Raw genomic sequence first — 24,756 nt, forward strand, 5'->3', positions numbered from 1 at the left:
TCGAGATCCTTATCGGTGCCCGAACCGCGGCACCGCGAACGCCTCGCGGCGGGCGTGCGCCGTAGAGAACCGTACCCTTGCGCCCATGCGATACGGCTCCATCCCGGGCGCCCACGGGCGAGTCCGTCCCCTCACCCTGCTCGGCGACCCCCTCCTGCATGCCCCGTGCGAGGAGGTGACGAACTTCGGCCCCGAACTCGCCCGCCTCGTAGAGGACTTGTTCGCGACGATGTACGCGGCCCAGGGCGTGGGCCTCGCCGCGAACCAAGTGGGCGAATCCTTGCGGGTGTTCGTCTACGACTGCCCCGACGACGAGGAGACCCGCCACCTCGGCCATGTGGTGAACCCACGCCTGGTCGAGACGGACGGTGTGGTCCTGAGGGGCCCGGAGGGCTGTCTGTCATTGCCTGGCCTGGAGGCGGGAACGGAGCGCTACGACCACGCCGTGGTCGAGGGCTTCACGGTGACCGGTGAGCCGATCACCGTGCACGGGACGGGTTGGTTCGCCCGCTGCCTACAGCACGAGTGCGACCACGTGGAGGGGAAGGTGTACGCGGACCGCGTGACGGGCTGGCGCCACAGCCGCCTGATGAGACAGGTGGGCCGAGCTTCATGGCACCGCTGAGGTGAGCTGCTCAGGGGCGCGGGGCTGTATCGATTTGCGGCTCCGCCGCGTGGGCGCGACCAGCCCCCCCACGCATCTGCACTTTGAATACGACCGTCAGAACCCCGGACCGCCCACTCTGTCCCCGGCGGCAGCCAGACGGCCCCACAACAGATCAGCCAAACTCCGCACCAACTCGGCCCGGGAACAAGGCCGTTCACCAAGCCACCAGTCACCCGCCGCGTGCATCATCCCGACAATCCCATGCCCCCACACCCGAGCGAGCTGCTGACTGTTGGGCCCGAGATCCACCCGCTCCTCGATGACCTGAGCGAGTTCCTCCCCCATCCGCCGAAGCAGCGGAACGGAGTGATTCCCCGTGTCGAACCCTTGGTCCGCGGTCTGCCCACCCTCAACGGGATGCATCAGGAACCGGTACACCTGAGGCAGCGCCTCGATCGCGGCGAGGTAGGTGTCGAGCGTGGCCTCGACCCGTTCCCGCCGCTCGGCGGGTGCGTCCAGCGCGGCCCGCAGCGAGGACAGCAGTGCGTCCGTGTGCCGCTTGGCGAGCGCCGCGTACAGTCCCCCCTTGTCACCGAAGTGCCGGTACAGGATCGGCTTGGTGATGCCGGCCTCCGCCGCGATCGCGTTCATCGAGGCCTGTGGGCCGTCACGCAGCACCACTCTGTCCGCGGCCTCCAACAGCTCGCGCCGTCGGCGGTCGGCGGACCGTTGCTGATCGGTCCGCTGCGTGGTGTCCATGGTCTCTCCCCACCCGTGCTGAATCGGTAACGCCTGCGCAAACTAACACTCAACGTGCCACACACCTCGAACGGGCTGCCGAGACGTCATCGGGAGTTGACTTTTCCTACCCGTCGGTAACAGACTCTGTCGTTACCGCAAGTAACATGCTAGTGCGCTGCTGGAGGAGTCATGGCCGAGTTCACCATGGAACTCAACGACGAACAGAAGGAGGTGCGGGACTGGCTGCACGGCTTCGCCGCCGACGTCATCCGCCCCGCCGCCGCCGAATGGGACGAGCGTGAAGAGACTCCCTGGCCGGTAATCCAGGAAGCCGCGAAGGTCGGCATCTACTCCCTGGACTTCTACGCCCAGCAGTACTTCGACCCCACCGGCCTCGGCATCCCGATGGCCATGGAGGAACTGTTCTGGGGCGATGCGGGCATAGCCCTCTCCATAGTCGGCACCGGCCTGGCCGCCGTCGGCGTCCTCGCCAACGGCACCGAGGAGCAGATCGGCACCTGGATTCCCCAGATGTACGGCGACGCCAACGATGTGAAGGTCGCCGCCTTCTGCTCCTCCGAGCCCGACGCCGGTTCCGACGTGGCCTCCATGCGCACGCGTGCCGTCTACGACGAGGCCAAGGACGAGTGGATCCTCAACGGCACCAAGACCTGGGCGACCAACGGCGGCATCGCCAACGTCCACGTCGTCGTCGCGGTCGTCGACGCGGACCTCGGCTCCAAGGGCCACGCATCCTTCATCGTCCCGGCCGGAACGCCGGGTCTGTCCCAGGGGCAGAAGTTCAAGAAGCACGGCATCCGCGCCTCGCACACCGCCGAGGTGGTCCTGGAGAACGCTCGCGTCCCCGGTTCCTGCCTGCTCGGCGGCAAGGAGAAGCTGGACGAGCGCCTCGCCCGTGCCCGTGAGCGCGCCAAGGCGGGCGGCGGCGAGCGGGTGAAGAACGCCGCGATGGCCACGTTCGAGGCGTCCCGCCCAGCGGTCGGTGCCATGGCGGTGGGCACGGCCCGCGCCGCCTACGAGGTCGCCCTCGACTACGCGAAGACCCGCGAGCAGTTCGGCCGCCCGATCATCGACAACCAGGGCGTCGCCTTCCAGATCGCCGACATGCGTACGTCCATCGACGCGGCCCGGCTGCTGGTGTGGCGCGCGTCCTGGATGGCGGTCAACGGCAAGCAGTTCACGGCGGCCGAGGGTTCGATGTCGAAGCTGTTCGCCAGCGAGACGGCGAAGAAGGTGACCGGGCAGGCGATCCAGATCCTCGGTGGGAACGGGTACACGCGTGAGTATCCGGTCGAGCGGATGCACCGGGATGCGGCGATCTACACGATCTTCGAGGGCACTAGTGAGATTCAGCGGCTGGTGATCGCGAGGACGTTGTCGGGAATGCCGATTCGTTGAGTTTCGGGTGCGGCCCGGTAGACGAACAACTACCGGTGTTTCAAAGGCGTCAACTGCTCGATGTCATAACGAGCCCTCAGTTCCTCGATCGCCGCGTGATCCGGCGGCCCCCCACCCCCGAGGATCTCCAACAGCTCCTCGAAATACCGCTCGTGATCGGGCGGCGGAGACGCCTGGAAGAACATCTTCGCGGGCGTCTCCGTGGGGTTGGCGAACGCGTGCGGACAACCGGGCGGTACGACGATCACCGTGCCCGGTGTCGCCCGTACCACCCGGGTGCCCGAACTCGACTCCCAGCGCTGCCAGTTGTCCGGTGTCCGGATGCGCGGCTCGAAGGCGAGCACGTCCAGCTCGCCTTCGAGCACGTAGAACAACTCCTCGCTGCGCGTGTGCACATGGGCCCCGACGTCGAACCCCGGCGGCACCACCACCTCGAAGGTGGACGCCGTCCGCGAGTGCGAGCCGGTCACCTTGAACGTCACGTGCTGCGCGGGTGTCTGTACGATCCGGCCGTGCCCCGGCGGCACGAGCAGCCCCTCCGTCGCCGTCATCGGCACCTCACCACGTCACGGGCAGTGCCTCGGGACCGCGGATCAACGCGCCCTTCTTGAACGGCACTTGATTGGCCGGAACCGCGAGCCGCAGCCCCGGCAACCGGTCAAGGAGCGCGTCCACCAGCAGCTCGGACTCCATCCGCGCCAGCATGTTGCCGGGACAGAAGTGCGGGCCGAAGCCGAAGGAGACATGCGGGTTCGGGCTGCGCGAGAAGTCGATCTTCTCGGGGTCGGGGAAGACGTCCGGGTCACGGTTGGCGGCCAGGTACGACACGTACACCGGGTCGCCCGCCCGCATCCGCACGCCTCTGATCTCCACGTCCTCCATGGCGATCCGGGACAGCCCGACCGCGTTGCGGTGCGGGATGTAGCGCAGCAGTTCGTCGATGGCCTGGGGCCTCGACTCCGGCTCGGCGCGCAGCCGTTCGACGAGATCGGGACGGGTCAGCAGCAGATAGAACATCTGCCCGCTGTTGTTGGTGACCGCCTCGCCGCCGATCTGCAGCAGCACCGCGAGCCCGACCGCCTCCTCCAGTGTGATCTCCTCCCGGCCCACGGCGGCACCGAGCAGCGAGGCGGCGTCCTCGCCGTCGCTGCCCTCCCGCAGGCCGATGAGATCGCCGAAGTAGGCGCCCATCTCCTCCTTGGCCTGCTCGCTGACCTCGGCGCCGTGCGAGGAGGACAGGATGAGCTGGGTCCAGGTGTGCATGCCGTGCCGGTCGGCCGCCGGCACGCCCATCAGCTCGCAGATCACCGCGATCGGGAACGGACTCAGCACGGTCTCGGTGAGATCGGCCGGCGGTCCGTCCTGGAGCAGTTCGTCGACCAACTCGTCGAGCTGCAGCCGGGATTGCTCCCGCACCCGCTCCACCCCGCGCGCCGTGAACGCCTGGGCGACCGAGCGCCGCAGCCGCGTGTGGTCCGGCGGGTCGAGGAACCCGACCGCGCCACGGGCCGGGATGAAGTGCGGGGCGAGCCGGGTCACCGGCTGGTCCATCACCGCCTCGCGGCTGAACCGGGGGTCATTGGTGACCATCCGCACGTCGTCGTGCCGGGTGAGCAGCCACGCCCAGCCCTCACCGTTGGGCAGCTTGATCCGGTTGACCGGACCCTCCCGCATCAGCTTGGTGAGGACCGGGTCGAAGTCCACCCCGGTCAGGTCGAGGGCCGGCCACGGCCTGACCGGGGGCAGGGTCTCGGTGAGCGTCTCGTCAGTCATGCCGTACTCAAGCCGTCTCTCGGTTGTCGTTGTGCCAGCGGCCCAGGGCCATCTCGGCGGTGATACCGGGTCCGAACCCGGCGAGCAGTCCGCGCGCCCGGTGTTCGGCGCCGCCCTCGTCGAAGAGCCGGCGCAGCGCGTCCAGGACGACGGCGCTGGCGATGTTGCCGTACTCGGTGAGGGTGGCCCGGCTGAACCGGAACGCGTGCGGGTCGACCTGGAGGAACTTGCTCAGGTCGTCGAGTATTCGGGGCCCGCCCGCGTGGACTATGTAGAAGTCCAGGTCGGCCGCGTCCCAGCCGTGCAGTCCCGCGAGGCCCTGGAGCGCCGGTGCGAGGGGCTCCATGGTGGCCGGCACCCGCTTGTCCAGCAGGAAGTGGAAGCCGGTGGCCCGGACGTCGTACATGATCCACTCTTCGGTCTTGGGGATCAGGTACGACCCGTTGCGCTCCAGCTGGATGCCCGTGCCGCCCCGCCCGCGCACCACGGCCGCGGCGATGCCGTCGCCGAACAGCCCGTTGGAGAGCAGGGAGCCGATGCTGAGGTCGGTCGGCTGGTAGCACAGCGAGCAGAACTCGCAGGCCACGATGAGCGCGTTGGCCTCCGGGTACGCCGTGCAGAAGTCGTGCGCCCGGTTGATCGCCGCACCGCCGGCCGCGCAGCCGAGCTGGGCGATGGGGATCTGCCGGGTGGTGGACTCGAAGGCCATCTCGTTGATCAGCCAGGCCGTGAGCGAGGGCATCATGAAGCCCGTGCACGAGACGTAGATGATCAGGTCGATGTCGGTGGTGAGGAGCTCGGCCTCGTCGAGCGCCTGCTGCACCACCGCCGGGACCCGGGCCTTCGCCTCGGCCGCGTAGATCTTGTTGCGGTCCTCGAACCCGGGGTGCTTGAGGGTCTCCTCGATGGGCTGCACGATGTGCCGGGTCCGTACACCGGTGTTCTCGATCAGCCGGAGGGCCAGCGGCAGGTTGGGGTGGTCCGCGTGACGGGAGCGCGCCAACTCCAGCGTCTCCTCCATCGTGATCACGTGCTCGGGAACCGACACCGAGGGTTTGCACAAAGTCGCCATGAACCGTCCCTGCTTTCGCCTTCCGGAAGGCCTTCGCCCGCCCGGTCAGAAGGTGGTTCACCTCAGAGGGTGGTGCACCCACGATCACCCTTGAAGGCGACGATCTCTCGGCGGACTACTCCAATTCAGGGACCCTGTGTAAAGGTCGGATCAGTATCCGGACCCCGGCCGATGAAGGACGCGATGACCACCAACCCTCTGGTAGCCCGGATCGAGACCGGCGCCGCACCCCGGGAAACCCTCGCAATCCTGGCTCTGGAACAACACCGGGTGATCCCGGCCGACCGCCGCGCTTTCCTGCATCTGGCGCAACGCGAGACGGCCACTCCGGAGGCGGCCGACTTCTTCGAGTTCCTGGCGGAGGGCGAGGCGATGGCAGGGGAGCGGCTCATCGCCTTCGCGGAGGCGTGCGGTGTGGACGAGGCACGGTTGCGCTGCGCCGGCACTATGGCTTCACGGAGGAGGCCTGCGGCTTCTTCGATTTCTTCGCCGAGCCATCCCCGGAATTGGATGAGAAGGCGGCGAGGGCGAGGGTGGGAGAGACCAATGAGGGGCTGGTGAACACCTACAGCACCCTGCTCAAGCACTACGAGGCGATGTTCTGGAACACGCTGGGCGCAACCCCCTAGGGGCGCGGGGCTGTGTCAATGTGCGGCTCCGCCGCGTGGGCGCGCGCAGCCACAACGAACCCGCACCCGCCCGACTACGACGACCCCCCACTGCTATGGGCGATGCAAGCCACGTCAATCCGATCAGCCAACTTCGCCAACTCGATGGTCAACGCGGCCACCGTGTCCTCATCAAGCCCCTCCTCGCCGGCCTCGACAAGATGCAGCCAGCGACCACCCACTGTGCGGAGCAGCTTGCTGACATCCGCCGCAGCCACCTGCAAGGTCCCGCGGTCGTCGACGATCAGGGGCAGAGTCACTTCGCGGTTCACACAGGGGATCGTAGCCGCGGAACGCTCACGCTCCGTGCCATACCGTGGTGATGTTGCAGAACTCCCGGATTCCGTGCCCCGACAGTTCCCGCCCGTACCCGGACCGCTTCACCCCGCCGAACGGGAACGCCGGATGGGACGCGGTCATCCCGTTGACGAACACCCCACCGGCCTCCAGATCCCGTACGAACCGGTCGACCTCGCCCTCGTCCCGCGTCCACACGTTGGAACTCAGCCCGAACGGCGTGTCGTTGGCGACGAGGACGGCCTCGTCGAGGTCGGCCACCCGGTACAGCGTGGCGACGGGCCCGAACGTCTCCTCGCGGTGGATGCGCATCTCGCGGGTGATGTCGGCGAGGACGGTCGGCGGGTAGTACCAGCCGTCTCCGTCGGGCCGCTCGCCGCCGCACAGCACGGTCGCGCCGCTCTCCACGGCGTCGTCGACGAGTTCCTCCAGATCGCTGCGGCCCTGTTCGCTCGCGAGCGGTCCGACCTCGGTCTCCTCCGCCAGCGGATCACCGACAGTGAGCGCCTTCATGCCGGCCACGAACCGTTCGGCGAACGCGTCGAAGACGTCCGTGTGCACGATGAACCGCTTGGCGGCGATGCACGACTGCCCGTTGTTCTGCACCCGCGCCGTCACCGCGATCCTCGCGGCCCGGTCGATGTCGGCGGACGGCATGACGACGTACGGGTCGCTGCCGCCCAGTTCCAGCACCGTCTTCTTGACCATGTCCCCGGCGACGGACGCGACCGCCCGCCCGGCGGGTTCGCTGCCGGTGAGGGTGGCCGCCTTCACCCGCTCGTCGCGCAGGATGTCCTCGACCGCGCCGGAGCCGATCAGGAGGGTCTGGAAGGCGCCCTCGGGGAAGCCCGCCCGGTGGAACAGGTCCTCCAGGTAGAGCGCGGTCTGCGGGACGTTCGAGGCGTGCTTGAGGAGGCCGACGTTGCCTGCCATCAGCGCGGGCGCGGCGAAGCGGATGACCTGCCACAGCGGGAAGTTCCACGGCATCACCGCGAGCACCGGGCCGAGCGGCCGGTAGCGGACCAGTGCCCGGGAGGCACCGGAGTCCTTCACGTCGGAGGCGGCGGGCTCCTCGTCGGCGAGCAGTTCCTGTGCGTGGTCGGCGTACCAGCGCATCGACTTCGCGCACTTGACGGCCTCCGCGCGGGCCTGCTTGACCGGCTTGCCCATCTCGGTCGTCATGATCCGTCCGATGTCCTGCTGGTCCTCTTCGAGCAGGTCGGCGGCCCGGTGCATGAGCCGGGCGCGCTCGGCGAAGGCCGACGTCCGGTAGGTGCGGAAGGTGGCATCCGCGAGCCGGAGCCGGCGTTCGATCTCCTCGTCACCCATGGCCTCGTACGTCTTGAGTGTCTCGCCGTTGGCCGGGTTGACCGTCGCGATGGGCATGGCTGACCTCCTGGAGCGGGCTGTGCTTCGACCTTCCCGCGTGGCGGGGACGGCCGCAACGCGTACGGGCTTGCTCAGTCCGAGTGCTCCGCCAGCCGGTCGAGAAACGTGGCCTGTGCCTTGACGATGGCGGCCCGTGCCCGTTCGAGGTCCATCCACTCGACCCGGTCCAGCTCGGGGAACTCCTGGACCTGCCCGGACCTCGGCGGCCACTCCATCCGGAAGGTGCCGGGCACCACAGTCGCCGGATCCAGGTCCGCCTCGATCGCCCACGCGGTGACGACCTTCCCGTTGGTCTGCCGCACCTCGCCCAGCCCGATCGCCTCACCTTCGGGCGGCGCGAGCCCCAGCTCCTCCTGGAACTCGCGCCGCGCCGCGTCCCAGGCGGTCTCGTCGGGCTCGTACTCACCCTTGGGCACACTCCACGCCCCCGCGTCCCGTCGCGCGAAGAACGGGCCGCCCATATGCCCGAGCAACACCTCCAGACCGTGATCGGTGTGCCGGAACAACAGCAGCCCGGCGCTCCGCTTCCCCGTCCCGCTCACGGCTTCACCTCCGGGTGCGCGGCCAGCAGTGTCTCCACGGTGTCGGCCTCCTCGGGTCGTTTGTCCTCGCGGTAGCGCACGACCCGGGCGAAACGGAGCGTGACACCGGCCGGGTATCGGGTCGACCTCTGCAGTCCGTCGTACGCGATCTCTACGACGAGTTCGGGCCGTACGGTCACCACGTGGCCGTCGCTCTCCACGGCCAGCTCCTGGAGGCGCTCGGTCTGCCAGGTCAGCACGGCGTCGGTCATGCCCTTGAAGGTCTTGCCGAGCATCGCGAAGGAGCCGTCGGGGGTGCGGGCGCCGAGGTGGAGGTTGGAGAGCTTGCCGGTGCGGCGGCCGTGGCCCCACTCGGCGGCCAGCACGACCAGGTCGAGGGTGTGGACGGGCTTCACCTTCAGCCAGGAGGCACCCCGGCGGCCCGCGCTGTAGGGGGCGTCGAGGCCTTTGACGACGACTCCCTCGTGGCCGCGCTTGAGGGTCTCGGTGAGGAAGGCCTCCGCCGCGGGGATGTCCTCCGGACCGGAGACGAGCGTGCGGCGGACGCGCATCGGTTCCGGCACCAACTGGGCCAGTTCCGCGTGCCGTTCGACGAACGGCAGGTCGAGCAGGTCGCGGCCGTCGACGGACAGCGCGTCGAAGAACACGGGGGAGACGGGGACGGTCTCGGCGGCCGTGGCCACGTCCACCCGGGAGCCGACCCGGCCCGCCGTCTCCTGGAAGGAACGGGGCCGCCCGTCCTCGTCGAAGGAGATGACCTCGCCGTCGAGGATGAACTGCTTGCCGTTCAACTCCAGGGCGGCAGCGGTGAGTTCGGGGAGGCGGTCGGTGATGTCGTCGAGGGTGCGGGTGTAGAGCCGTACGGTCTCGCCGTCGCGGTGGACCTGGACGCGGATGCCGTCGAGCTTCTCCTCGACCGCGCACTCGCCCAGCTTCTCGACGGCTTCGGCGACCGAGGAGGCGGGGTGCGCGAGCATCGGCAGGACCGGGCGGCCCACGGTCAGCCGGAAGCGGTCGAGCGAGGCCGGGCCCTCGGCGAGCAGGGCCTCCGCCACGGTCTGGAGCGAACCGGCCAGCATCACCGCCCGCCGTACGTCCGCCGGAGGTGTGCCGGTCGCCTCCGCCAGGCCCTCCGCGGCGACCGCGTCCAGCGCGCCCTGCCGGACCTCGCCGGTGATCAGACCGAACAGGAAGCGCTGCTCGTCGGCGGTGGCCGCGCCCATCAACTCGCCGACCAGGCGTGCCCGTTCGGCTTGCGAGCCGGCGCCCGACACCTTGCCGAGAGCGGTGAGGCGGGCGTCCACCCCGCGCACGGTCAGGGTGGGTTCCGATGCTGGATCGACAGGTTGGCTCAGCACCTTCCAGCCGACGCCGAGCCGGCCCTGTGGCAGGCGGCCCGCCAGATACGGGATGACGATCGGGACGTCGTCGGCCTCCGCGTCCCGGAAGAGCTCCGCGAGCAGGGCGATCTTCCGGGACCGCGCCGAGGTGGCGGCGACCTCCTGGGACACATGCGCGAGCCGGGTCAGCAGCATGCAGCCATCGTGCAACGGAGGCGGGCGGTCTACACCCGGACGGCGGCGTCGAGGTCGGTCATCAGTAGCTCCCCGTTGATCGTGGCACCCGCGCGGTAGCCGGCGGAGGCCGCGTTCACGACCTGTTCGCCGAAGCCCATCGCGTTGCCGACCGCCCACACCCCGGGCACGGTCGTCAGGCCCGTCGGGTCGACCACGGGGTACGCGCCGAACGGGGTCTCCTGCATTTCGGCGCCCAGCTTCTCCAGGAGGCCGGTCTGCGGGATCGCGCGGGGTGCGACGAACACGGCCTCGCGGGGGTGCGTGGTGCCTCCCCCAGAGGGGGTACCCCCAGTGAGGCGGACGCCGGTGAGCCGGTCGTCCTCGACGGTCAGTTCTGCGACCTCGCCGGGGACTACGGCGACCCGGGCAGCCGCCAGCCTGCGCAGGTCGTCGTCCGTCAGCTCGGACTCGGCGACCGTGTGCAGGAACAGGGTCACGTCCTTGGACCACTGCGAGACCATCAGCGCCTGGTGCACCCCCATCGGCGACGTCGCGAGCACGCCCAACGCCTGGTCGCGGACCTCCCAGCCGTGGCAGTACGGGCAGTGGATCACATCGCGGCCGAAGCGCTCGGCGACTCCGGGGACGGCCGGCAGCTCGTCCTTGAGACCGGTGGCGATCACCAGCCGCCGGGCGCGGACGGTCTCCCCGCCGGCCCGCGTGACCGCGAAGCCACTGGTGACGTCCACCACCCGGTCCCGGACCAGCTCGACGCCGTAGCGCGCGATCTCCTCGCGGCCCCGGGCCAGGAACTCGGCGGGGGACATGCCGTCCCGGGTCGGATAGCCCTGCATGTGCGCGGCGGGCGCGTTGCGCGGCTCGCCCGCGTCGACGACCAGCGTGCGACGCCGGGACCTGCCCAGGACCAGCGCGGCGGAGAGCCCGGCCGCGCCGCCGCCGATGACGACCACTTCGTATGTGTCGGTCATGGTGACCACCTCCACCCCCGAAGGTCGCCCCATCCCTGCCGTATTGACAAACGTGTTTGCCGAAACTGCAATATCGGTCATGAGCGACGACACGGACGAGGTTCTGGCGGAGGTCGGCCCGCGGCTGCGGCGGATCCGGAAGGAGCGGGGCGCGACCCTCGCCGGGCTGTCGGAGACAACCGGCATCTCGGTGAGCACGCTGTCCCGGCTGGAGTCCGGGCTGCGCAGGCCCAGCCTGGAACTGCTGCTGCCGATCGCGCGGGCCCACCAGGTGCCGTTGGACGAACTCGTGGGGACACCGCGGGTGAGCGATCCCCGGGTGCGGGCCGAGCCGATCCAGCGGCACGGCCGCACCTACTGGCCGCTCACCCGCCAGCCGGGCGGACTCCAGGCCTTCAAGGTGCTGGTGCCCCAGCGGCAGGAGGAACCCGATCTGCGGACGCACGAGGGCTACGAGTGGCTGTACGTGATGTCCGGACGGCTGCGGCTCGTGCTCGCCGAGCACGACGTGGTGCTCGCGACGGGGGAGGCCGTCGAGTTCGACACGCGGGTGCCGCACTGGTTCGGGTCCACGGGAGAGGGGCCCGCGGAGTTCCTGAGTCTGTTCGGGCCGCAGGGGGAGCGGATGCATGTGCGGGCGAAGCCGCGGCGGGCGTGAGGTGTCGCTACGGTTCGTGACACACGCGACTGTTCCCTGATCGGCAAGCGACCGCTTAGTATGCGATCGAGCCCGGTAAGACAGAGCAGTCCGTGGAGGCCCCGCATGCAGGCATGGCAAGTGCACCAGAACGGTGAGCCGAGTGAGGCGATGCGCCTTGAGGAGGTGCAGCAGCCGACACCCGGTGCGGGCCAGGTCCTGCTGAAGGTGCGTGCCGCGAACATCAACTTCCCGGACGTGCTGATGTGCCGGGGCCACTACCAGGTCAGGCCACCGCTGCCGTTCACCCCGGGCGTGGAGATCTGCGGCGAGACCGAGGACGGCCGCCGCGTGATCGCCAACCCCGCGCTGCCGTACGGCGGTTTCGCCGAGTACGCCGTCGCGGACGCCGCCGGACTGCTGCCCGCGCCCGACTCGCTGGACGACGCGGAGACGGCCGCGCTCCACATCGGCTACCAGACGGGCTGGTTCGGCCTCCACCGGCGCGCCCACCTGGAGGCCGGCGAGACCCTGCTCGTGCACGCCGCCGCCGGCGGGGTCGGCAGCGCCGCCGTACAGCTCGGCAAGGCCGCCGGTGCCACCGTCATCGGCGTCGTCGGAAGTGCCGACAAGGCCGCCGTGGCACGGGAGTTGGGCTGCGACGTCGTGATCGACCGGCGTACCGAGGACGTCGTCGCGGCCGTCAAGGAGGCCACCGGCGGGCGCGGTGCCGACGTGGTCTACGACCCGGTCGGCGGCGACGCCTACACGCAGTCCACGAAGGTCGTCGCCTTCGAGGGCCGGATCGTGGTCGTGGGCTTCGCGAGCGGCACCATCCCGAGCCCGTCGCTCAACCACGCCCTGGTGAAGAACTACTCGATCCTGGGCCTGCATTGGGGCCTGTACGCCACCAAGAACCCGAAGCTGATCCTCCACTGCCACGAGCAGCTCACCGACCTGGCCGCCCGGGGTGTCATCAAGCCCCTGGTGAGCGAGCGCGTGCCGCTGAGCGGCGCCGCGGCCGCCGTGCAGCGGGTCGCCGACGGTGTCACGACCGGCCGGGTCACCATCCTGCCGTCGCTGAAGGACACTTCGTCGGAGAACGGAGCCGCCGCATGACCATCGACGCAGCCGAACTCAGGCGTCTCACGGCCGAGTTGCTGGCCGCGCACCCACCCCTGGAGACCGACCGCCTCGACTTCCTCAAGGCCCGTTTCGACGCGGGACTGGCCTGGGTCCACTACCCCGAGGGCCTCGGTGGCCTCGGTGCCCCGCGGGCTCTCCAGGCCGTCGTGGACGCCGAGTTGGAGCCCGCGGGCGCCCCCGACAACGACCCGCGCAGGATCGGCATCGGCCTCGGCATGGCCGCTCCGACGATCCTGAAGTACGGCACGGAGGAGCAGAAGCAGCAGTTCCTACGGCCCCTCTGGGTCGGCGAGGAGGTCTGGTGCCAGCTGTTCAGCGAACCCGGCGCCGGGTCCGACCTGGCCGCGCTCGGCACGCGGGCCGTACGGGAGGGAGACGGCTGGATCGTCAACGGGCAGAAGGTGTGGACGTCCAGCGCCCACCTCGCCCGCTGGGCCATCCTCATCGCGCGCACCGACCCGGACGTGCCCAAGCACGCGGGCATCACCTACTTCGTCTGTGACATGACCGACCCCGGAGTCGAGGTCCGGCCGCTGCGCCAGATCACCGGCGAGGCCGAGTTCAACGAGGTCTTCCTCACCGACGTCCGCATCCCCGACGCCCACCGCCTCGGCGAGGTCGGCGACGGCTGGCGGGTCGCGCAGACCACGCTGATGAACGAGCGCGTCTCCATCGGCGGCATGCGCATCCCCCGCGAGGGCGGCATGATCGGCCCGATCAGCCAGACCTGGCGCGAGCGCCCGGAGTTGCGCACCCACGACCTCCACCAGCGCCTCCTCAAGCTCTGGGTCGAGGCCGAGGTCGCCCGGCTCTCCGGTGAGAGGCTGCGCCAGCAGTTGGTGGCGGGCCAGCCCGGTCACGAGGGCGCCGGCATGAAGCTCTCCTTCGCCCGCCTCAACCAGGAGATCAGCGGCCTGGAGGTCGAACTCCGGGGCGAGGAAGGCCTGTTGTACGACGACTGGACCATGCGCCGCCCGGAACTCGTGGACTTCACCGGCCGCGACGCCGGCTACCGCTACCTCCGCTCCAAGGGCAACAGCATCGAGGGCGGGACCAGCGAGGTCCTGCTGAACATCGTCGCCGAACGCGTCCTGGGCCTCCCGGCCGAGCCGCGCACCGACAAGGACGTCGCCTGGAAGGACCTGGCCCGATGACAGATCTTCTCTACTCGGAGGAGGAAGAGGCGCTGCGCGCCGTCGTCCGGGACCTGCTCACCGACCACAGCGACGCGGCGAGCGTCATCGCGCGCACCGAGTCGGACGCCCCGCACGACCTGTCCCTGTGGAAGTCCCTCGCCGACGGCATGGGCCTGGCCGGCCTCCTGGTGCCCGAGGCACAGGGCGGCCAGGGTGCCACCCACCGCGAAGTCGCCGTCGTACTGGAGGAGTTGGGCCGCGCGGTCGCCCCCGTCCCGTACCTCACGAGCGCGGTCGTCGCCACCGAGGCACTGTTGGAGTGCGGGGCCGAGGACCTCCTCGCCGAGCTGGCGTCGGGGCGCAGGATCGGTGTTCTCGCTGTCTCCCTGAGCGTCGCACCGGGCGCCGCCCACAAGGCCGCACGGCTCGAAAACGGCACCTTGCACGGTGAGTTGACCGGGATCGCGGACGCGGGCGCCGCCGATGTGCTGCTGGTGCCGGGCGAGGACGGCGGACTGTACGCCGTCGAGGCGGGCGCCGTGACCGTCGTACCGCAGGTGTCCCTGGACCTGACCCGGCCGCTGGCGCGCGTGATGTTCGACGGGGCCGCGGGGCGCCGGATCGGTGACGCGGCGCCTGCCGTGCGGCGTGCGCTGCGGGCGGGGGCCGGGCTGCTCGCGTCCGAGCAACTGGGCGTCGCGGACTGGACGTTGACGGAGACGGTCCGGTATCTCAAGGAGCGCAAGCAGTTCAACCGGCCGGTCGGCGGGTTCCAGGCGCTCAAGCACCGGCTCGCGCAGCTGTGGCTGGAGGTCGTCAGCCTGCGGGCCGCCGCACGGAACGCGGCCGACGCCCTCACGACCGGTGACGACACGGACGTGGCGGTGGCGGTCGCGCAGGCGTACGCGGCGTCCGTCGCCGTCCACGCGGCCGAGGAGGCCGTGCAGTTGCACGGCGGCATCGGTATGACGTGGGAGCACCCCGCCCACCTCTACCTGAAGCGGGCCAAGGCCGACTCCATCGCCTACGGCACGGCGGGCGCCCATCGCGAGGCACTGGCGGAACTGGTCGACCTGCAAGCCCCCTGAGCGCCATGAGGTGAAGTCTGCGGAAAGCCCGTCCCACCTGGGGCGGGCTTTTCCGTGCGCTCCCGCCGAAGGAGTGAACAAGCGTGGGCGGTCCGGCCAACTCCTGGCATGTACAGGTTCGTTGGGGGCCGTACAGCCCCATACTCCCTGTGGTTCGAACCCGCCCCACAGGGAGGAACACCATGGCCCTCATCACCCGTCGCAGAGCCCTCACCGCGTTCGGCGCCACCCTCGCGGTCGTGCTCGCCCCGCCCGCCGGCAGCGCGTTCGCCGCCGAACAAGGGCACCGCCGACGCCCGTTGTGGCGCGCCCACGCCCACAACGACTACGAGCACCCCCGGCCCCTCTTCGACGCCCTCGACCACCGTTTCGGCAGCGTCGAGGCCGATATCTTCCTCGTCGGCGACCAACTCCTCATCGGGCACGACGCATCCGAACTCGACCCGAGCCGCACCCTCGAATCCCTCTACCTGGACCCCCTCTCCGCCCTCGTGAAGGCCAACCACGACTCCGTGTACCGGGGTTGGCGCAAGCCGCTGCAGCTCCTGATCGACATCAAGACCGAGGGCTCCTCGACGTACCTCGAACTCGACCGTCATCTCCAGCGCTACAAGCACCTGTTCACCACCTACGCCCACGGACGCGTCCACCAGGGCGCGGTCACCAACGTCATCTCCGGCGACCGCGCGGCCCGCATCCCCATGGAGGCGCAGACCGTGCGCCGCGCCTTCTACGACGGCCGGCTCACCGACCTCGGCACCTCGGCGCCCGCCTCCTTCATCTCGCTCATCAGCGACAACTGGCAGACCAACTTCACCTGGCTCGGCGACGGCGTCTTCCCCGACGCCGAGCGGCAGAAGCTGCGCGACATCGTGCGGCAGGCGCACGCGGCCGGGCAGACCGTGCGGTTCTGGAACACCCCTGACGTGGCGGGCCCCGCCCGTGAAGCGCTGTGGGAGGAGCTGTTCGCCGCCGGTGTGGACTTCCTCAACACCGACGACCTCGCCGGCTTGGAAGCCTTCCTGGACGCCCACCGCACGGCGTGACACCACATGTGGTCACATGACATGGGGTGACACCACACGTTCGGGGGACACGTCGGTAGCCCGGACGATCCCTCCGCTACGCCACACTTGCCGCCGAACGCCGCGAACCAGACACGGCGGCGTGGCGGAGGAGGGTGACGATGGCCATTTCCATCTCTGTGGTGCTGCTGCTCCTGATCCTTGCGGTGATCTTCCTGCGCAGCGGCGGGCTGAAGCTCTCCCATGCGCTGGTCTGCGCACTGCTCGGGTTCTTCATGGCCAGCACCAGCATGGCGCCCACGATCCACAGTGGCCTGACGGCCACCGCGGATCTGGTGAGCGGACTCCATCCATGAGGTCAGCGGGTTGAGAAGACCCCGACGCCGTTCGGTACGGGCCGCTCGGCGCCTCCGCTGGGGTGGTTCCGTACCGTGACGGCGCTCGCGCCGGGTGCGCGGGCGACCAGCGTCGTCGAGCCGCCGCCGTCCAGACCGAAGGCGTCGACCGAGCCCAACTTCCGCATTTCGGCGGCGACTTCGGCGTTCGTCAGACCGCTGCGGTACGCGACCGCGCCGTCCGTCGCGAACAGCAGCAGACGGTGGCCGTGGTTCGCGATCCCGACGGCCGTGCGCACGGCCGAGGTCGAGTTGTCGAGGCCGGACAACGGCTGCCCGCCCCGCAGCACCGGGTAGCCGCCCAGGGCGAAGCGGTACGGGATCCCGGACCTCGACGCCACCAGCCGGTGCAGCACCTGCACCGGCTCCCCCACGGACAGCTTCCGCAGCTGCTGCGCACCCGCCTCACGACCGACGAGTACGGTGGTGCCCGCGGCGATGGCACCACCGCCGGGAGTGTGGGACGCCGACACCACTCGCGCGTGGCGAATGGTGACTTCGTAGGTGTCCTTGCTGCACGCGGCGGCCCGGTTCGTGTCCGTGCCACATGTGGCACGCACCCGGGAGACGCTGCCCCACTGTGTGGTGAACGCACCGATGGAGTTCACCGGCAGCGCGTACTGATTGAACCCGCCGAGCGGCATCCGGCCCTGCGGGGTCCCGACCGTCCCCTTGAGGGTGAGGCTGTCCAGCCGGGCCACGCGGTCGATACCCACGCCGAGCACGTTCCGCGTGTTCGTGCCGGGCGGCAGCGCGGGTCCGAAGCGCTGACCGTCCGGCACGGCCCCCTTGAGCGCGACACCGCTCGCGATGGCAGGTCCGTCGGTGGAACCCGTGGCCGCGACGCCCGGGTGCTGGGTCTCGCTGATGTTGAAGAAGTCGCCGTTGACGCCCGCGACGGCGCCCGCCGAGCCGGCCAGCTCGGAGACGGGCTCCCGGGCCGCCACCGCGCCCGGGTACAGCAGGTTGACGCGCACATGGGTGTCGCGCAGGTCCACCACGACCACATGGGCGTGGGTCACACCCCTGGCCGCCCTGATGTCGAACTGCCGGTAGGTGACACCCGGCGCGAGCCGCGTGGTGCCCGGCACGGCGCCGGCCGGTGCCGCCCCCACCAGGGCCGCACCGGCCAGCGCACCGAATGCCGCGAGAAACGCGAGTGCCGACTCGCATGTTCTGAAACGTTCGGCTCTGAAACGTGCTGCTCTGGAACGCTCTTGACGGCGCGTCACAGTGCCCCCTGATGTCTCGTCAACTCATCCAGGACTCAGGGGAAGTGCATCAGAAGACCATGGCCGGCGGGGCTCCTAGGCGCCGACTACACGGGAACGGGTGAGAAAACGCACCCCCTCGGGTGCTTCCAGCGAGAAACCGCTGCCGCGACCCGCTACGACGTCCACGATCAGCCGCGTGTGGCTCCAGACCTCGTACTGGCTGCGCGAGATCCAGAACGTCACGGGTTCCGGCACGCCCTCGACCTCCAACTCGGCGAGCAGTACGTCCGAGCCGCCCGTACGGAACTCGCCCTCCGGGTAACACATGGGCGCACTGCCGTCGCAGCAACCACCCGACTGATGGAACATCAGCGGGCCGTGCTGGGCGTGCAGTTGGCGCAGCAGGTCCTCCGCGGCGGGGGTGAGTTCGACGCGCGGGGTGTTGTCGTCCATGTCTGCCGTCCCCAGTAGCCGGATGCGATGGCACATCGCAGCACACGCGAGGTTGCGAGAAGGTTGCGGGCTCATTCGGCTCGGAGTGCGGTCGCCGTGCGGACGCGTGCCGCCCAGCCGGCCGGCAACAGGGAGCCGAGGACGGCGACGGCGACTCCGGCGAGCCCGAGCAGGACCAGGTCCCCGGCGCCGTAGACCTCGACGACGAGGTCGGGCAGCCGCAGCCCCGCCGCCCGGCCCATCGCCGGGATCACCGCGTGGTGCACGGCCAGGCCCAGCGGTACGCCGAGGGCGCCGCCGGCCAGTCCGGGCAGGACGACCGAGGCGACGACCATCGTGACCGTGTGGCGGGGTGTCATGCCGAGCGCCTTGTGGATGCCCAGGTCGTGGACGCGCTCGTGGGTGTCGAGCACGACCCCGCCCAGCACACCGAGCCCGGCGACACAGACCAGCAGCACGGTGAGCAGCGCGGTGACATACGCGTCCGTGTCGGTGCCGGGTTTCAGATCGACGTACTCGGTCGTGGACTTGAGGCCGGGTGCGGCGGTCCTGAGTGTGGCGGCGTCGGTGAAGACCCGACGGCCGTCGTTGCCGGTGTCGAACACCTCGCCGGCGATCCGGACCACAGCTGGCTTGCCCTGCACGGTGATTGCGATGGTGTCGCCGACTTTCGTGCCCGTGGCGGTGAGAATCGTGCTCGGCACCACGGCCTCACCCGGCCCGGTGAACCACCGCCCGCCGACCATCGTGAAACCGCCCCAGGAGGCGTCACCGTCGAACGCCGTCAAGGTGACGGGTCCGATCGTCCCCGACACGGCCGCGTCGAGGGAGGCGCTGCCGTAGTAGGCCCGGGTGCCGGGTTGGGCCGCGATGGCGGCGGTGACCGAAGGGGGGAGCGCGGGCGGATCGGCGCTCGCCGCCGGCGCCAGCGGCTTCCTCCTCAAAGACGTCACGCCGGAACACCTCGTGGCCGCCGTCCGCACGGTCCGGGCCGGCGACGCGCTGCTAGCCCCCGCCATCACCCGCCGCCCGGTCGAGCGATTCGCCCGCCGCAGCACGGAACCGCCCTCCCTGCACCGTGACTTGGCCGCTTTCACACCCCGCGAACTGGACGTCCTGCGCCTCCTCGCCCAGGGCCTGAGCAACGCCGAACTGGCCACCGGACTCCACCTGTCCGAGGCCACGGTGAAGACCCATGTCTCCCACATCCTCGGCAAACTCGCCCTCCGCGACCGCGCCCAGGCAGTCGTCGTCGCTACGAGACGGGCCTCGTCAGCCCCGGGTCGTACGACAACGGTGACGGCACGGAGCCGCGTGGGTGGTCGCGCGACGCGTAGGTGTTGTCACCGCGCGTCGCGGAGCCGAAGCAGGTATCCGGCAGTCAGTGCGACGGCGCGGTCCTCGTCCTGTGACAGTTCCACGAGGGCACGGGATGCCGTCGGCCCCGGGATGTCCGCCAGCGCCTGGGTCAGGCGCCCGCGTGCGGGTGCCTCGGTGGTGTCGTCGGCAAGGCGGTCGACGAGCCTGGTCGCGATCCGATCAGCTGTCGCGGTGTCGCCCGCGAGCACGCTCAGCGCATCGGCTGCGTCGGTGTCGTTCCTTCCCGCCACGATCAAGTCGATGAGCGCCGGGACCGCGTCGGCCACACCACGTGCACCGAGCGTCAGAGCCGCATGGCCGCGGACCACGGCGTCGGGGTTCGCGAGGGCATCCCGCAGCCGCGCGGCGGCTTCATCGCCGGGCAGCTCGACGAGGGCTTGAACGGCACGTTCCCGCACCGCGGCCACCGGTGACCCGAGGGCCTCCGCCAGCAGCACCAGGGCGCCGCCGTCCTCCGATCGCGCGAGCGCCCATCGCAGGGCGCCCGCGACGTTCGGCTCCGTCTCGCCGAGTGCCGCCTCGACCAGAGCCTCCGCAGGCACCTCGTCGCCCGAGGAGAGGACCGCGCGCTGACGCGCGTCGGCGCTCTTCGAGCCCAGTGCCTGGAGGAGCGCGACGATCTGGAGCACGTCCTCCCAGCCGGCGGGGTCCGCGGCACGGATCCGGCCGAGCCGTGTGAGCAGCTCGGTCTCGGCCGCGATGCGGTCGCGCGTCTGCCGGATGAGGTCGCCGACGAGCGCCGAGGGCGTGAAACCGGGATCGTCGAGCGCGCGCCCGATGTCACGCAGCGACAGGCCCAGCGACCGTAGGCTCTCGATGTGGAAGATCCGCCGGATGTCCTCCGGGGAGTACTCCCGATAACCGGATCCCGTACGGCCCGAAGGCCGTACCAGGCCGAGGGATTCGTAGTGCCGGAGCATGCGGGCACTGACCCCGGACCGTCTCGCCACCTCACCGATCAGCACGGTTCTCATCGTCCGTCCTGGGCGCGCCGGTGAGGGCCACGACGCGCTTGGCCTCCTCGATCGCCGACTCGAACCCGGCGTCCGGGTCGCGCAGCAGCCTTTGGGTAGCGAGCGCGTGCGCACGTACACGCGGGTCGGAGACTGTCGTCGCAGCGTGCAGAGCCGGCACGATCACCTCACCCAGCGCGACCAGCGCCTGGCTCAGACTCAGCTGTGTCTCCCGCTCACCGCGCCCGAGCTGCGTCGCCAGCACCGTGCCCAGGGCGGACTCCCCGCCTTCCGGCACGAGCACGACCGCGGCCCGCCAGGCGCTCCGCGCCACCTCGTCGTCGGCGTCGGACAACAGCGCCCGGGTGATCGCCGGCCATGCCTGCCGGTCCCCGATCTTGGACAGCGTGTGCAGCGCCTGGCCGCGTGCCTGCGCACGCTCCGAGCGGACTTCGCGGAACAGTTCGGGGAGCGTCAGGGACACCGGGTGGCGGGTGAGCGCCCAGGTCAGCATGTCCCGGACGAAGAACTCGGGCTCGATCGCGCATCGCTCGACGAGCTTGCCGACGAAGCACGGGTCAGGCACCGTCCCGACCGCCAGAGCCGCCCGCAGCCGCACGGACGAACTCGTGTCCTCCAGCGCCTGGAGCGCGCGTATCGCATCCGTGTCCTGTCTCGTCATGGTCATCGGGACCACCTCCTTGGGCAGCAGTGAAGACCTTGCCACCGTGTCAAGGTCAAACGGCACCACCCGCAGAGCCTCCTGGACTCGCTCCCGCGAGCGGGTAGGCGCGCACGGGTGTCAGGCCGGGGAGGACGCCGGGCCAGACGGTGATCACGCCGGTCTCACCAGCGCGAGCCCGTCCGCGTCGAAGCGCCGGACCTGTTCCCAGCCGGCGCTCAGCAGGCGGATCTCGTCCTCGTCCAGGGCGATGTCCCGTTTCTCGGCAGGGGTGTTCGCCGCGAGCGGGGTGATCACTACGATCGCGCCGTCCTCACGCAGCCGACTCCCGAGGTCGTGCAGGACGCGGATGCGGTCGCCGAGGAAGGCGTACGTGAGGCGGAGCGTGATCAGGTCGTACGTGTTCTCCTCCAGGGGTGTGAGGTCGTCTCGCTCGATGTCCAGGCGTAGCCGGCGCACGTCGGCCCGGCCCGGACTGCCGGCGCGGGCGTGTTCGAGGGCGGTTTCGGACCAGTCCACGGCGTCGACGGTGTAGCCCGTCGACGCCAACTCGCCCAGGCCGCAGCCGATTTCGAGGGCTCTGCTGCCGTTGCCGGGGGACGGTACGTGCTCGGCCGGCAGCGTCCGTTCCGCGTTCCCGAGGGAGCGGAAGCGTCGCCCCTGCGCGTGGTGGGTGTTCCATTCGCCCGGCTGCAGGTATCCCAACGGGGTTGCTCCCTCTCGCCGTTCGGGCGGCGGGTGGGTCAGCGGTCGGTGGACAGGGCGAGGAGGTCGGCGAACAGGCCGCCTCCGGCGGCGAGTTGGTCGTGGGTTCCCTGTTCGGCGATTCGGCCGTGGTCCAGGACGAGGATCCGGTCGGCGATCTTGGTGTTGACGAGCTGGTGGGTCACCACGATCGTGATGCAGTCGCCGGAGAGCGCCTTGATCTTCCGGAGGATGGTGTGCTCGCCACGGGCGTCCATCTCCGAGGTCGGCTCGTCCAGGATCAGCAGTCCGGCCCTTCGGTAGAGGGCGCGTGCGCAGGCCAGGCGCTGCCACTGGCCGCCGGAGAATTCGCTGCCGCCCCAGACGTCCCGGGCCAGCAACGTGTCCATTCCGGCCGGGAGTTGGTGCACGGCCTCGGTCAGGCCGACCGCGTCGATCGCCTCCCACACCAGGGCGTCGCCGTCCTCGCGCGGCTGGCCGAGGGTGACGTTGTCCCGTACCGAGAGCGGCCACTGCGCGAAGGACTGAGGCACCAGCCCGGACCGGACCCACAGGCTGTCGGGGTCGAGGCGGGTGACGTCCTCGCCGTTCCAGGAGACCGTGCCCTTGTCGGCCAGGAAGATACCGGCGAGCAGCCGGACCAGGGTGGACTTCCCGGACCCGTTCTCACCCACCAGCGCGAGGATCTCCCCCTGGCGCACGGTCAGCGACACTCCGGCGACGGCGGGGGCCTCCTTGCCCGGATACCGGTACGCGGCCTGCTCCACCCGGATCTCCGTGACCGGCCCGGTCACCGTCAACTCACCTCGTTTCGGGGCGTGTTGGTCGGCGTAGTCGAGGAAGGAGTCCATGTCGGCGAGGTAGAGCGAGGTGTGGAACATGGCCGCGCCGTAGATGACGACCTGGGAGAGCGCACCGAGGGTGGTCTGCACGGCGACGACCGCGGTCCCGGCGATCGCCGGCTCGATCCTTCCGGTGCTCACCAGCCACGCCAGCGCCGCCCAGGTCGCGACGAGGAAGGTCCCGCCGATCGCCGAGCTCGCGAGCACGATCCTCAGCATCCGGGGAGCGGCGGTCAGCGTGCGGGCGTCGATCCGCTCGGAGATCGTCCGGTACCAGAAGTTGAGATAGCCGGTCATCGTGTTGGCGCGGATCTCGTCGGTGAACTTCGCGCTGGTGGCCCAACCCCGCAGGTTCTGGCGGACGTTGCGGTCGCCGACGTTCGCGTAGTGCGTCTCGTAGGTGACCCGGGCGTGCAGCACCGCGCCGACGCCGGCGGGGACCACGGCGAGCAGCAGCAGGGGCAGCAGCAGTGGGTGCAGCACCGTCAGCACCCCGCTCGCGGTGACCATCCGGATGACGGCGGCGGTGAGACGGGTGGCGTCCTGGACCATGACGTGGCTGCGGACCACGCCCATCTCCGCGGCCTCCTGCCGGTCCGCGCACCCGTCCTCGGCGCGCGCGGCGGCCTCGATGCGGCACACCGCCGCCACCAGGGAGCTGTCCGCCTCCGTGGTCAGCACCGGTGTGATCCGGCCGTCGGCGTACGAAGACAGCGCGGTCGCCGTCCTGCTGATGATCGCGGCCACTGTGATGACGAGGAGGGCGGGCAGGGCCTGGTGGAGGCGGTCGGGTACCGGGCCGGTGCCGAAGACCGCGCGCATCGCGTGCGCGGTGGCCGTCAGCTGGACCGCGGCGCCGGCGCCGACGGCCAACTGGCAGCCGACGAGCAGCAGTACGGCCTGCCTGTCGATCGCCCAGGCCATCCGCGCGGTCCGCGACAGCACCGACGGCAGCCGCCGCACCATCGCCGCGAACGCGGCCTCCTCCAACGGGTTCTTGCTGTACTTGCCGCCGTAGCGCAGCTCGGCGGGCGGCGGCGGAGCGACCCGCCCCGCCCCTACGGGCATCGTCGGCCGGGACGCGGCGCTCACCGGGCCGCTCCCCGTGCCTCGCCCGGGCAGCACACGGATGCCCGGCTGGACGGGACGGCGTTCGGGCCGGGCCTCACACGCCCACCTCGCTCTTGAGCCGGTCCAGTGCCGTCCGGGCCGCCGCCCGGTCTCCGCACGTCAAACCTTCCGCCAGTGACCGCACCGCGTGCAGCCCCGTCAGACAGCGCAGGGCCTGTTGCTCCTCGGCGCCCAGGGCGCGGCCGTAGCCGTCGAAGAACGCGGTCCGCAGCAGCGGCCGTTCGGCCCACAGCCCGTAGGCGAGGTGGACGAAGTCGACGGCGACCGGGGCGAAACGCGCCCGGTCGAAGTCCTGGAGGGCCGGCCGCGCAGCACCGGACCAGCGGAGGCCGGCTTCGATGCCGCCTCCGTGGATGAAGCCCAGGGGCAGCCGGTCCAGGACACGCAGGTGGTCGGCGAGTGCCATGACGAACTTCCGTTCCGTCAGCGACAGTTGGTCACCGACCGCGTCGGCATGGTGTGCGGCCGCGTCGGCGAGACGGGACACGAACGCGGATGCCTCACGGCGCGCGGCGGGGGTGGGCCGTCCGGCCTGGTGCAGCTCGGCGACCAGCGTTCCGGCCCGCCGGTGGACCGTCTGCAGCGCGGCCTCCGTCAACCGCGCCTGCGACAGGGGCGTGCCGGGCAGGGCGGTCAGGATCATCGCCAGGTGCCGGGCCGAAGTGGCCACCAGGCGCGGGGCGTTGCCGGGACCGAGGGCGGGCACGGCGTGCCGGTAGGCGAACGTCTCCCGGGTGAAGGCCCGAGGCGACGGCGCGGTCTTGAGCTGGAAACGGGCGTCGTCCGACCCGCGGACCACATGCCATACGGCCGCGGGCGACGAGCCGGGCGGGAGACGGCGTAGGCCGGTGAGCGGGCCCAGGGTCTTCTCGGCCCAGGAACGGAGCGGGGACGCAAGGAAGTTCGGGTCGGTCATGCCCCCCACCTCGGTGTCGGGCGTGACATATCAGCGACG

25 protein-coding genes and 1 pseudogene are annotated in these 24,756 nt (G+C 70.5%); 9 read left to right on the forward strand and 17 right to left on the reverse strand.

What is annotated here, in order from left to right:
- Positions 1-85: 85 nt before the first annotated feature.
- Entirely contained in the window at positions 86-625 is a 540-nt protein-coding gene (def, locus tag OH768_RS44915; protein ID WP_406462510.1) for a peptide deformylase, read from the forward strand.
- Between the two features lie 96 nt (positions 626-721).
- On the opposite strand, the gene OH768_RS44920 is transcribed toward def, so the two are convergent.
- A complete protein-coding gene (locus tag OH768_RS44920) occupies positions 722-1,366 on the reverse strand; it encodes a TetR family transcriptional regulator (protein ID WP_366321813.1) in 645 nt (214 codons plus the stop codon).
- Positions 1,367-1,537: 171 nt separating this feature from the next.
- Here OH768_RS44920 and OH768_RS44925 point away from each other — a divergent pair, with 171 nt between their 5' ends.
- A complete protein-coding gene (locus OH768_RS44925; protein ID WP_406462512.1) occupies positions 1,538-2,767 on the forward strand; it encodes an acyl-CoA dehydrogenase family protein in 1,230 nt (409 codons plus the stop codon).
- A 29-nt stretch (positions 2,768-2,796) separates the two neighbouring features.
- Here OH768_RS44925 and OH768_RS44930 read toward each other — a convergent pair whose 3' ends face one another.
- The 8 genes from OH768_RS44930 to OH768_RS44965 form a co-directional block, all read right to left on the reverse strand.
- On the reverse strand, positions 2,797-3,318 hold the full coding sequence (locus OH768_RS44930; RefSeq protein ID WP_019070914.1) for a cupin domain-containing protein: 522 nt from the start codon (positions 3,316-3,318) through the stop codon (positions 2,797-2,799).
- A gap of 7 nt (positions 3,319-3,325) precedes the next feature.
- Positions 3,326-4,540, reverse strand: coding sequence for a cytochrome P450 (locus OH768_RS44935; protein ID WP_406462514.1), 1,215 nt, complete (start codon positions 4,538-4,540; stop codon positions 3,326-3,328).
- A 7-nt stretch (positions 4,541-4,547) separates the two neighbouring features.
- Positions 4,548-5,612, reverse strand: coding sequence for a type III polyketide synthase (locus OH768_RS44940; RefSeq protein ID WP_406462515.1), 1,065 nt, complete (start codon positions 5,610-5,612; stop codon positions 4,548-4,550).
- Positions 5,613-6,315: 703 nt separating this feature from the next.
- Complete coding sequence (locus OH768_RS44945) at positions 6,316-6,552, reverse strand: DUF6213 family protein (RefSeq protein WP_317880821.1); 237 nt, start codon at positions 6,550-6,552, stop codon at positions 6,316-6,318.
- A 25-nt stretch (positions 6,553-6,577) separates the two neighbouring features.
- Positions 6,578-7,963 carry an NADP-dependent succinic semialdehyde dehydrogenase gene (locus OH768_RS44950; protein WP_406462517.1) on the reverse strand — a complete coding sequence of 462 codons (1,386 nt, stop codon included), beginning with the start codon at positions 7,961-7,963 and terminating at the stop codon, positions 6,578-6,580.
- A 74-nt stretch (positions 7,964-8,037) separates the two neighbouring features.
- On the reverse strand, positions 8,038-8,508 hold the full coding sequence (locus tag OH768_RS44955) for an NUDIX domain-containing protein (protein WP_406462519.1): 471 nt from the start codon (positions 8,506-8,508) through the stop codon (positions 8,038-8,040).
- A complete protein-coding gene (locus OH768_RS44960; RefSeq protein ID WP_406462521.1) occupies positions 8,505-10,043 on the reverse strand; it encodes an ATP-dependent DNA ligase in 1,539 nt (512 codons plus the stop codon). Before OH768_RS44960 ends, OH768_RS44955 begins: the two co-directional genes overlap by 4 nt.
- Before the next feature lie 29 nt (positions 10,044-10,072).
- The gene (locus OH768_RS44965) at positions 10,073-11,014 is read right to left on the reverse strand and encodes an NAD(P)/FAD-dependent oxidoreductase (RefSeq protein ID WP_406462523.1); all 942 of its coding nucleotides are present in this window, start codon (positions 11,012-11,014) and stop codon (positions 10,073-10,075) included.
- Positions 11,015-11,093: 79 nt separating this feature from the next.
- Between OH768_RS44965 and OH768_RS44970 the strand changes: the two genes are divergently transcribed.
- From OH768_RS44970 to OH768_RS44995, 6 genes are all read left to right on the forward strand, one after another.
- A complete protein-coding gene (locus tag OH768_RS44970; RefSeq protein WP_406462525.1) occupies positions 11,094-11,672 on the forward strand; it encodes a helix-turn-helix domain-containing protein in 579 nt (192 codons plus the stop codon).
- A 105-nt stretch (positions 11,673-11,777) separates the two neighbouring features.
- Positions 11,778-12,770 carry an NADPH:quinone oxidoreductase family protein gene (locus OH768_RS44975; protein ID WP_406462527.1) on the forward strand — a complete coding sequence of 331 codons (993 nt, stop codon included), beginning with the start codon at positions 11,778-11,780 and terminating at the stop codon, positions 12,768-12,770.
- Positions 12,767-13,951 (forward strand): acyl-CoA dehydrogenase family protein, encoded by a 1,185-nt coding sequence (locus OH768_RS44980; RefSeq protein ID WP_406462529.1) that lies wholly within the window; start codon positions 12,767-12,769, stop codon positions 13,949-13,951. The genes OH768_RS44975 and OH768_RS44980 overlap by 4 nt, the downstream gene beginning before the upstream one ends.
- Positions 13,948-15,021, forward strand: a complete 1,074-nt coding sequence (locus tag OH768_RS44985) for an acyl-CoA dehydrogenase family protein (protein WP_406462530.1) — start codon at positions 13,948-13,950, stop codon at positions 15,019-15,021. The genes OH768_RS44980 and OH768_RS44985 overlap by 4 nt, the downstream gene beginning before the upstream one ends.
- A gap of 182 nt (positions 15,022-15,203) precedes the next feature.
- Positions 15,204-16,067: a phosphatidylinositol-specific phospholipase C/glycerophosphodiester phosphodiesterase family protein gene (locus OH768_RS44990; RefSeq protein WP_406462532.1), complete on the forward strand. Its 864-nt coding sequence runs from the start codon at positions 15,204-15,206 to the stop codon at positions 16,065-16,067.
- A 140-nt stretch (positions 16,068-16,207) separates the two neighbouring features.
- Positions 16,208-16,402, forward strand: a complete 195-nt coding sequence (locus OH768_RS44995) for a hypothetical protein (protein WP_406462533.1) — start codon at positions 16,208-16,210, stop codon at positions 16,400-16,402.
- 2 nt (positions 16,403-16,404) lie between these two features.
- Here the strand turns inward: OH768_RS44995 and OH768_RS45000 are convergent, their stop codons facing one another.
- The 3 genes from OH768_RS45000 to OH768_RS45010 form a co-directional block, all read right to left on the reverse strand.
- Positions 16,405-17,556 carry a phosphodiester glycosidase family protein gene (locus tag OH768_RS45000; RefSeq protein WP_406462534.1) on the reverse strand — a complete coding sequence of 384 codons (1,152 nt, stop codon included), beginning with the start codon at positions 17,554-17,556 and terminating at the stop codon, positions 16,405-16,407.
- A gap of 192 nt (positions 17,557-17,748) precedes the next feature.
- On the reverse strand, positions 17,749-18,108 hold the full coding sequence (locus tag OH768_RS45005) for a DUF779 domain-containing protein (protein ID WP_362983051.1): 360 nt from the start codon (positions 18,106-18,108) through the stop codon (positions 17,749-17,751).
- Positions 18,109-18,179: 71 nt separating this feature from the next.
- On the reverse strand, positions 18,180-19,061 hold the full coding sequence (locus tag OH768_RS45010) for an ABC transporter permease (protein WP_406462535.1): 882 nt from the start codon (positions 19,059-19,061) through the stop codon (positions 18,180-18,182).
- On the opposite strand from OH768_RS45010, the pseudogene OH768_RS45015 reads away from it, so the two are divergent.
- Positions 19,015-19,445, forward strand: a pseudogene (locus OH768_RS45015) (LuxR C-terminal-related transcriptional regulator); the annotation flags it as partial. The gene OH768_RS45010 and the pseudogene OH768_RS45015 overlap by 47 nt on opposite strands.
- 6 nt (positions 19,446-19,451) lie before the next feature.
- On the opposite strand, the gene OH768_RS45020 reads toward OH768_RS45015, so the two are convergent.
- The 5 genes from OH768_RS45020 to OH768_RS45040 form a co-directional block, all read right to left on the reverse strand.
- Positions 19,452-20,453 (reverse strand): MerR family transcriptional regulator, encoded by a 1,002-nt coding sequence (locus OH768_RS45020; RefSeq protein ID WP_406465696.1) that lies wholly within the window; start codon positions 20,451-20,453, stop codon positions 19,452-19,454.
- Complete coding sequence (locus tag OH768_RS45025; RefSeq protein WP_406462536.1) at positions 20,440-21,129, reverse strand: HEAT repeat domain-containing protein; 690 nt, start codon at positions 21,127-21,129, stop codon at positions 20,440-20,442. Before OH768_RS45025 ends, OH768_RS45020 begins: the two co-directional genes overlap by 14 nt.
- 147 nt (positions 21,130-21,276) lie before the next feature.
- On the reverse strand, positions 21,277-21,828 hold the full coding sequence (locus tag OH768_RS45030; protein WP_406462537.1) for a class I SAM-dependent methyltransferase: 552 nt from the start codon (positions 21,826-21,828) through the stop codon (positions 21,277-21,279).
- A gap of 38 nt (positions 21,829-21,866) precedes the next feature.
- The gene (locus OH768_RS45035) at positions 21,867-23,738 is read right to left on the reverse strand and encodes an ATP-binding cassette domain-containing protein (RefSeq protein WP_406465697.1); all 1,872 of its coding nucleotides are present in this window, start codon (positions 23,736-23,738) and stop codon (positions 21,867-21,869) included.
- 97 nt (positions 23,739-23,835) lie between these two features.
- A complete protein-coding gene (locus tag OH768_RS45040) occupies positions 23,836-24,717 on the reverse strand; it encodes a phosphotransferase (protein ID WP_406462539.1) in 882 nt (293 codons plus the stop codon).
- Positions 24,718-24,756: the final 39 nt, after the last annotated feature.

It is taken from the genome of Streptomyces sp. NBC_01622 (genome assembly GCF_045209635.1).
Lineage (GTDB): Bacteria > Actinomycetota > Actinomycetes > Streptomycetales > Streptomycetaceae > Streptomyces.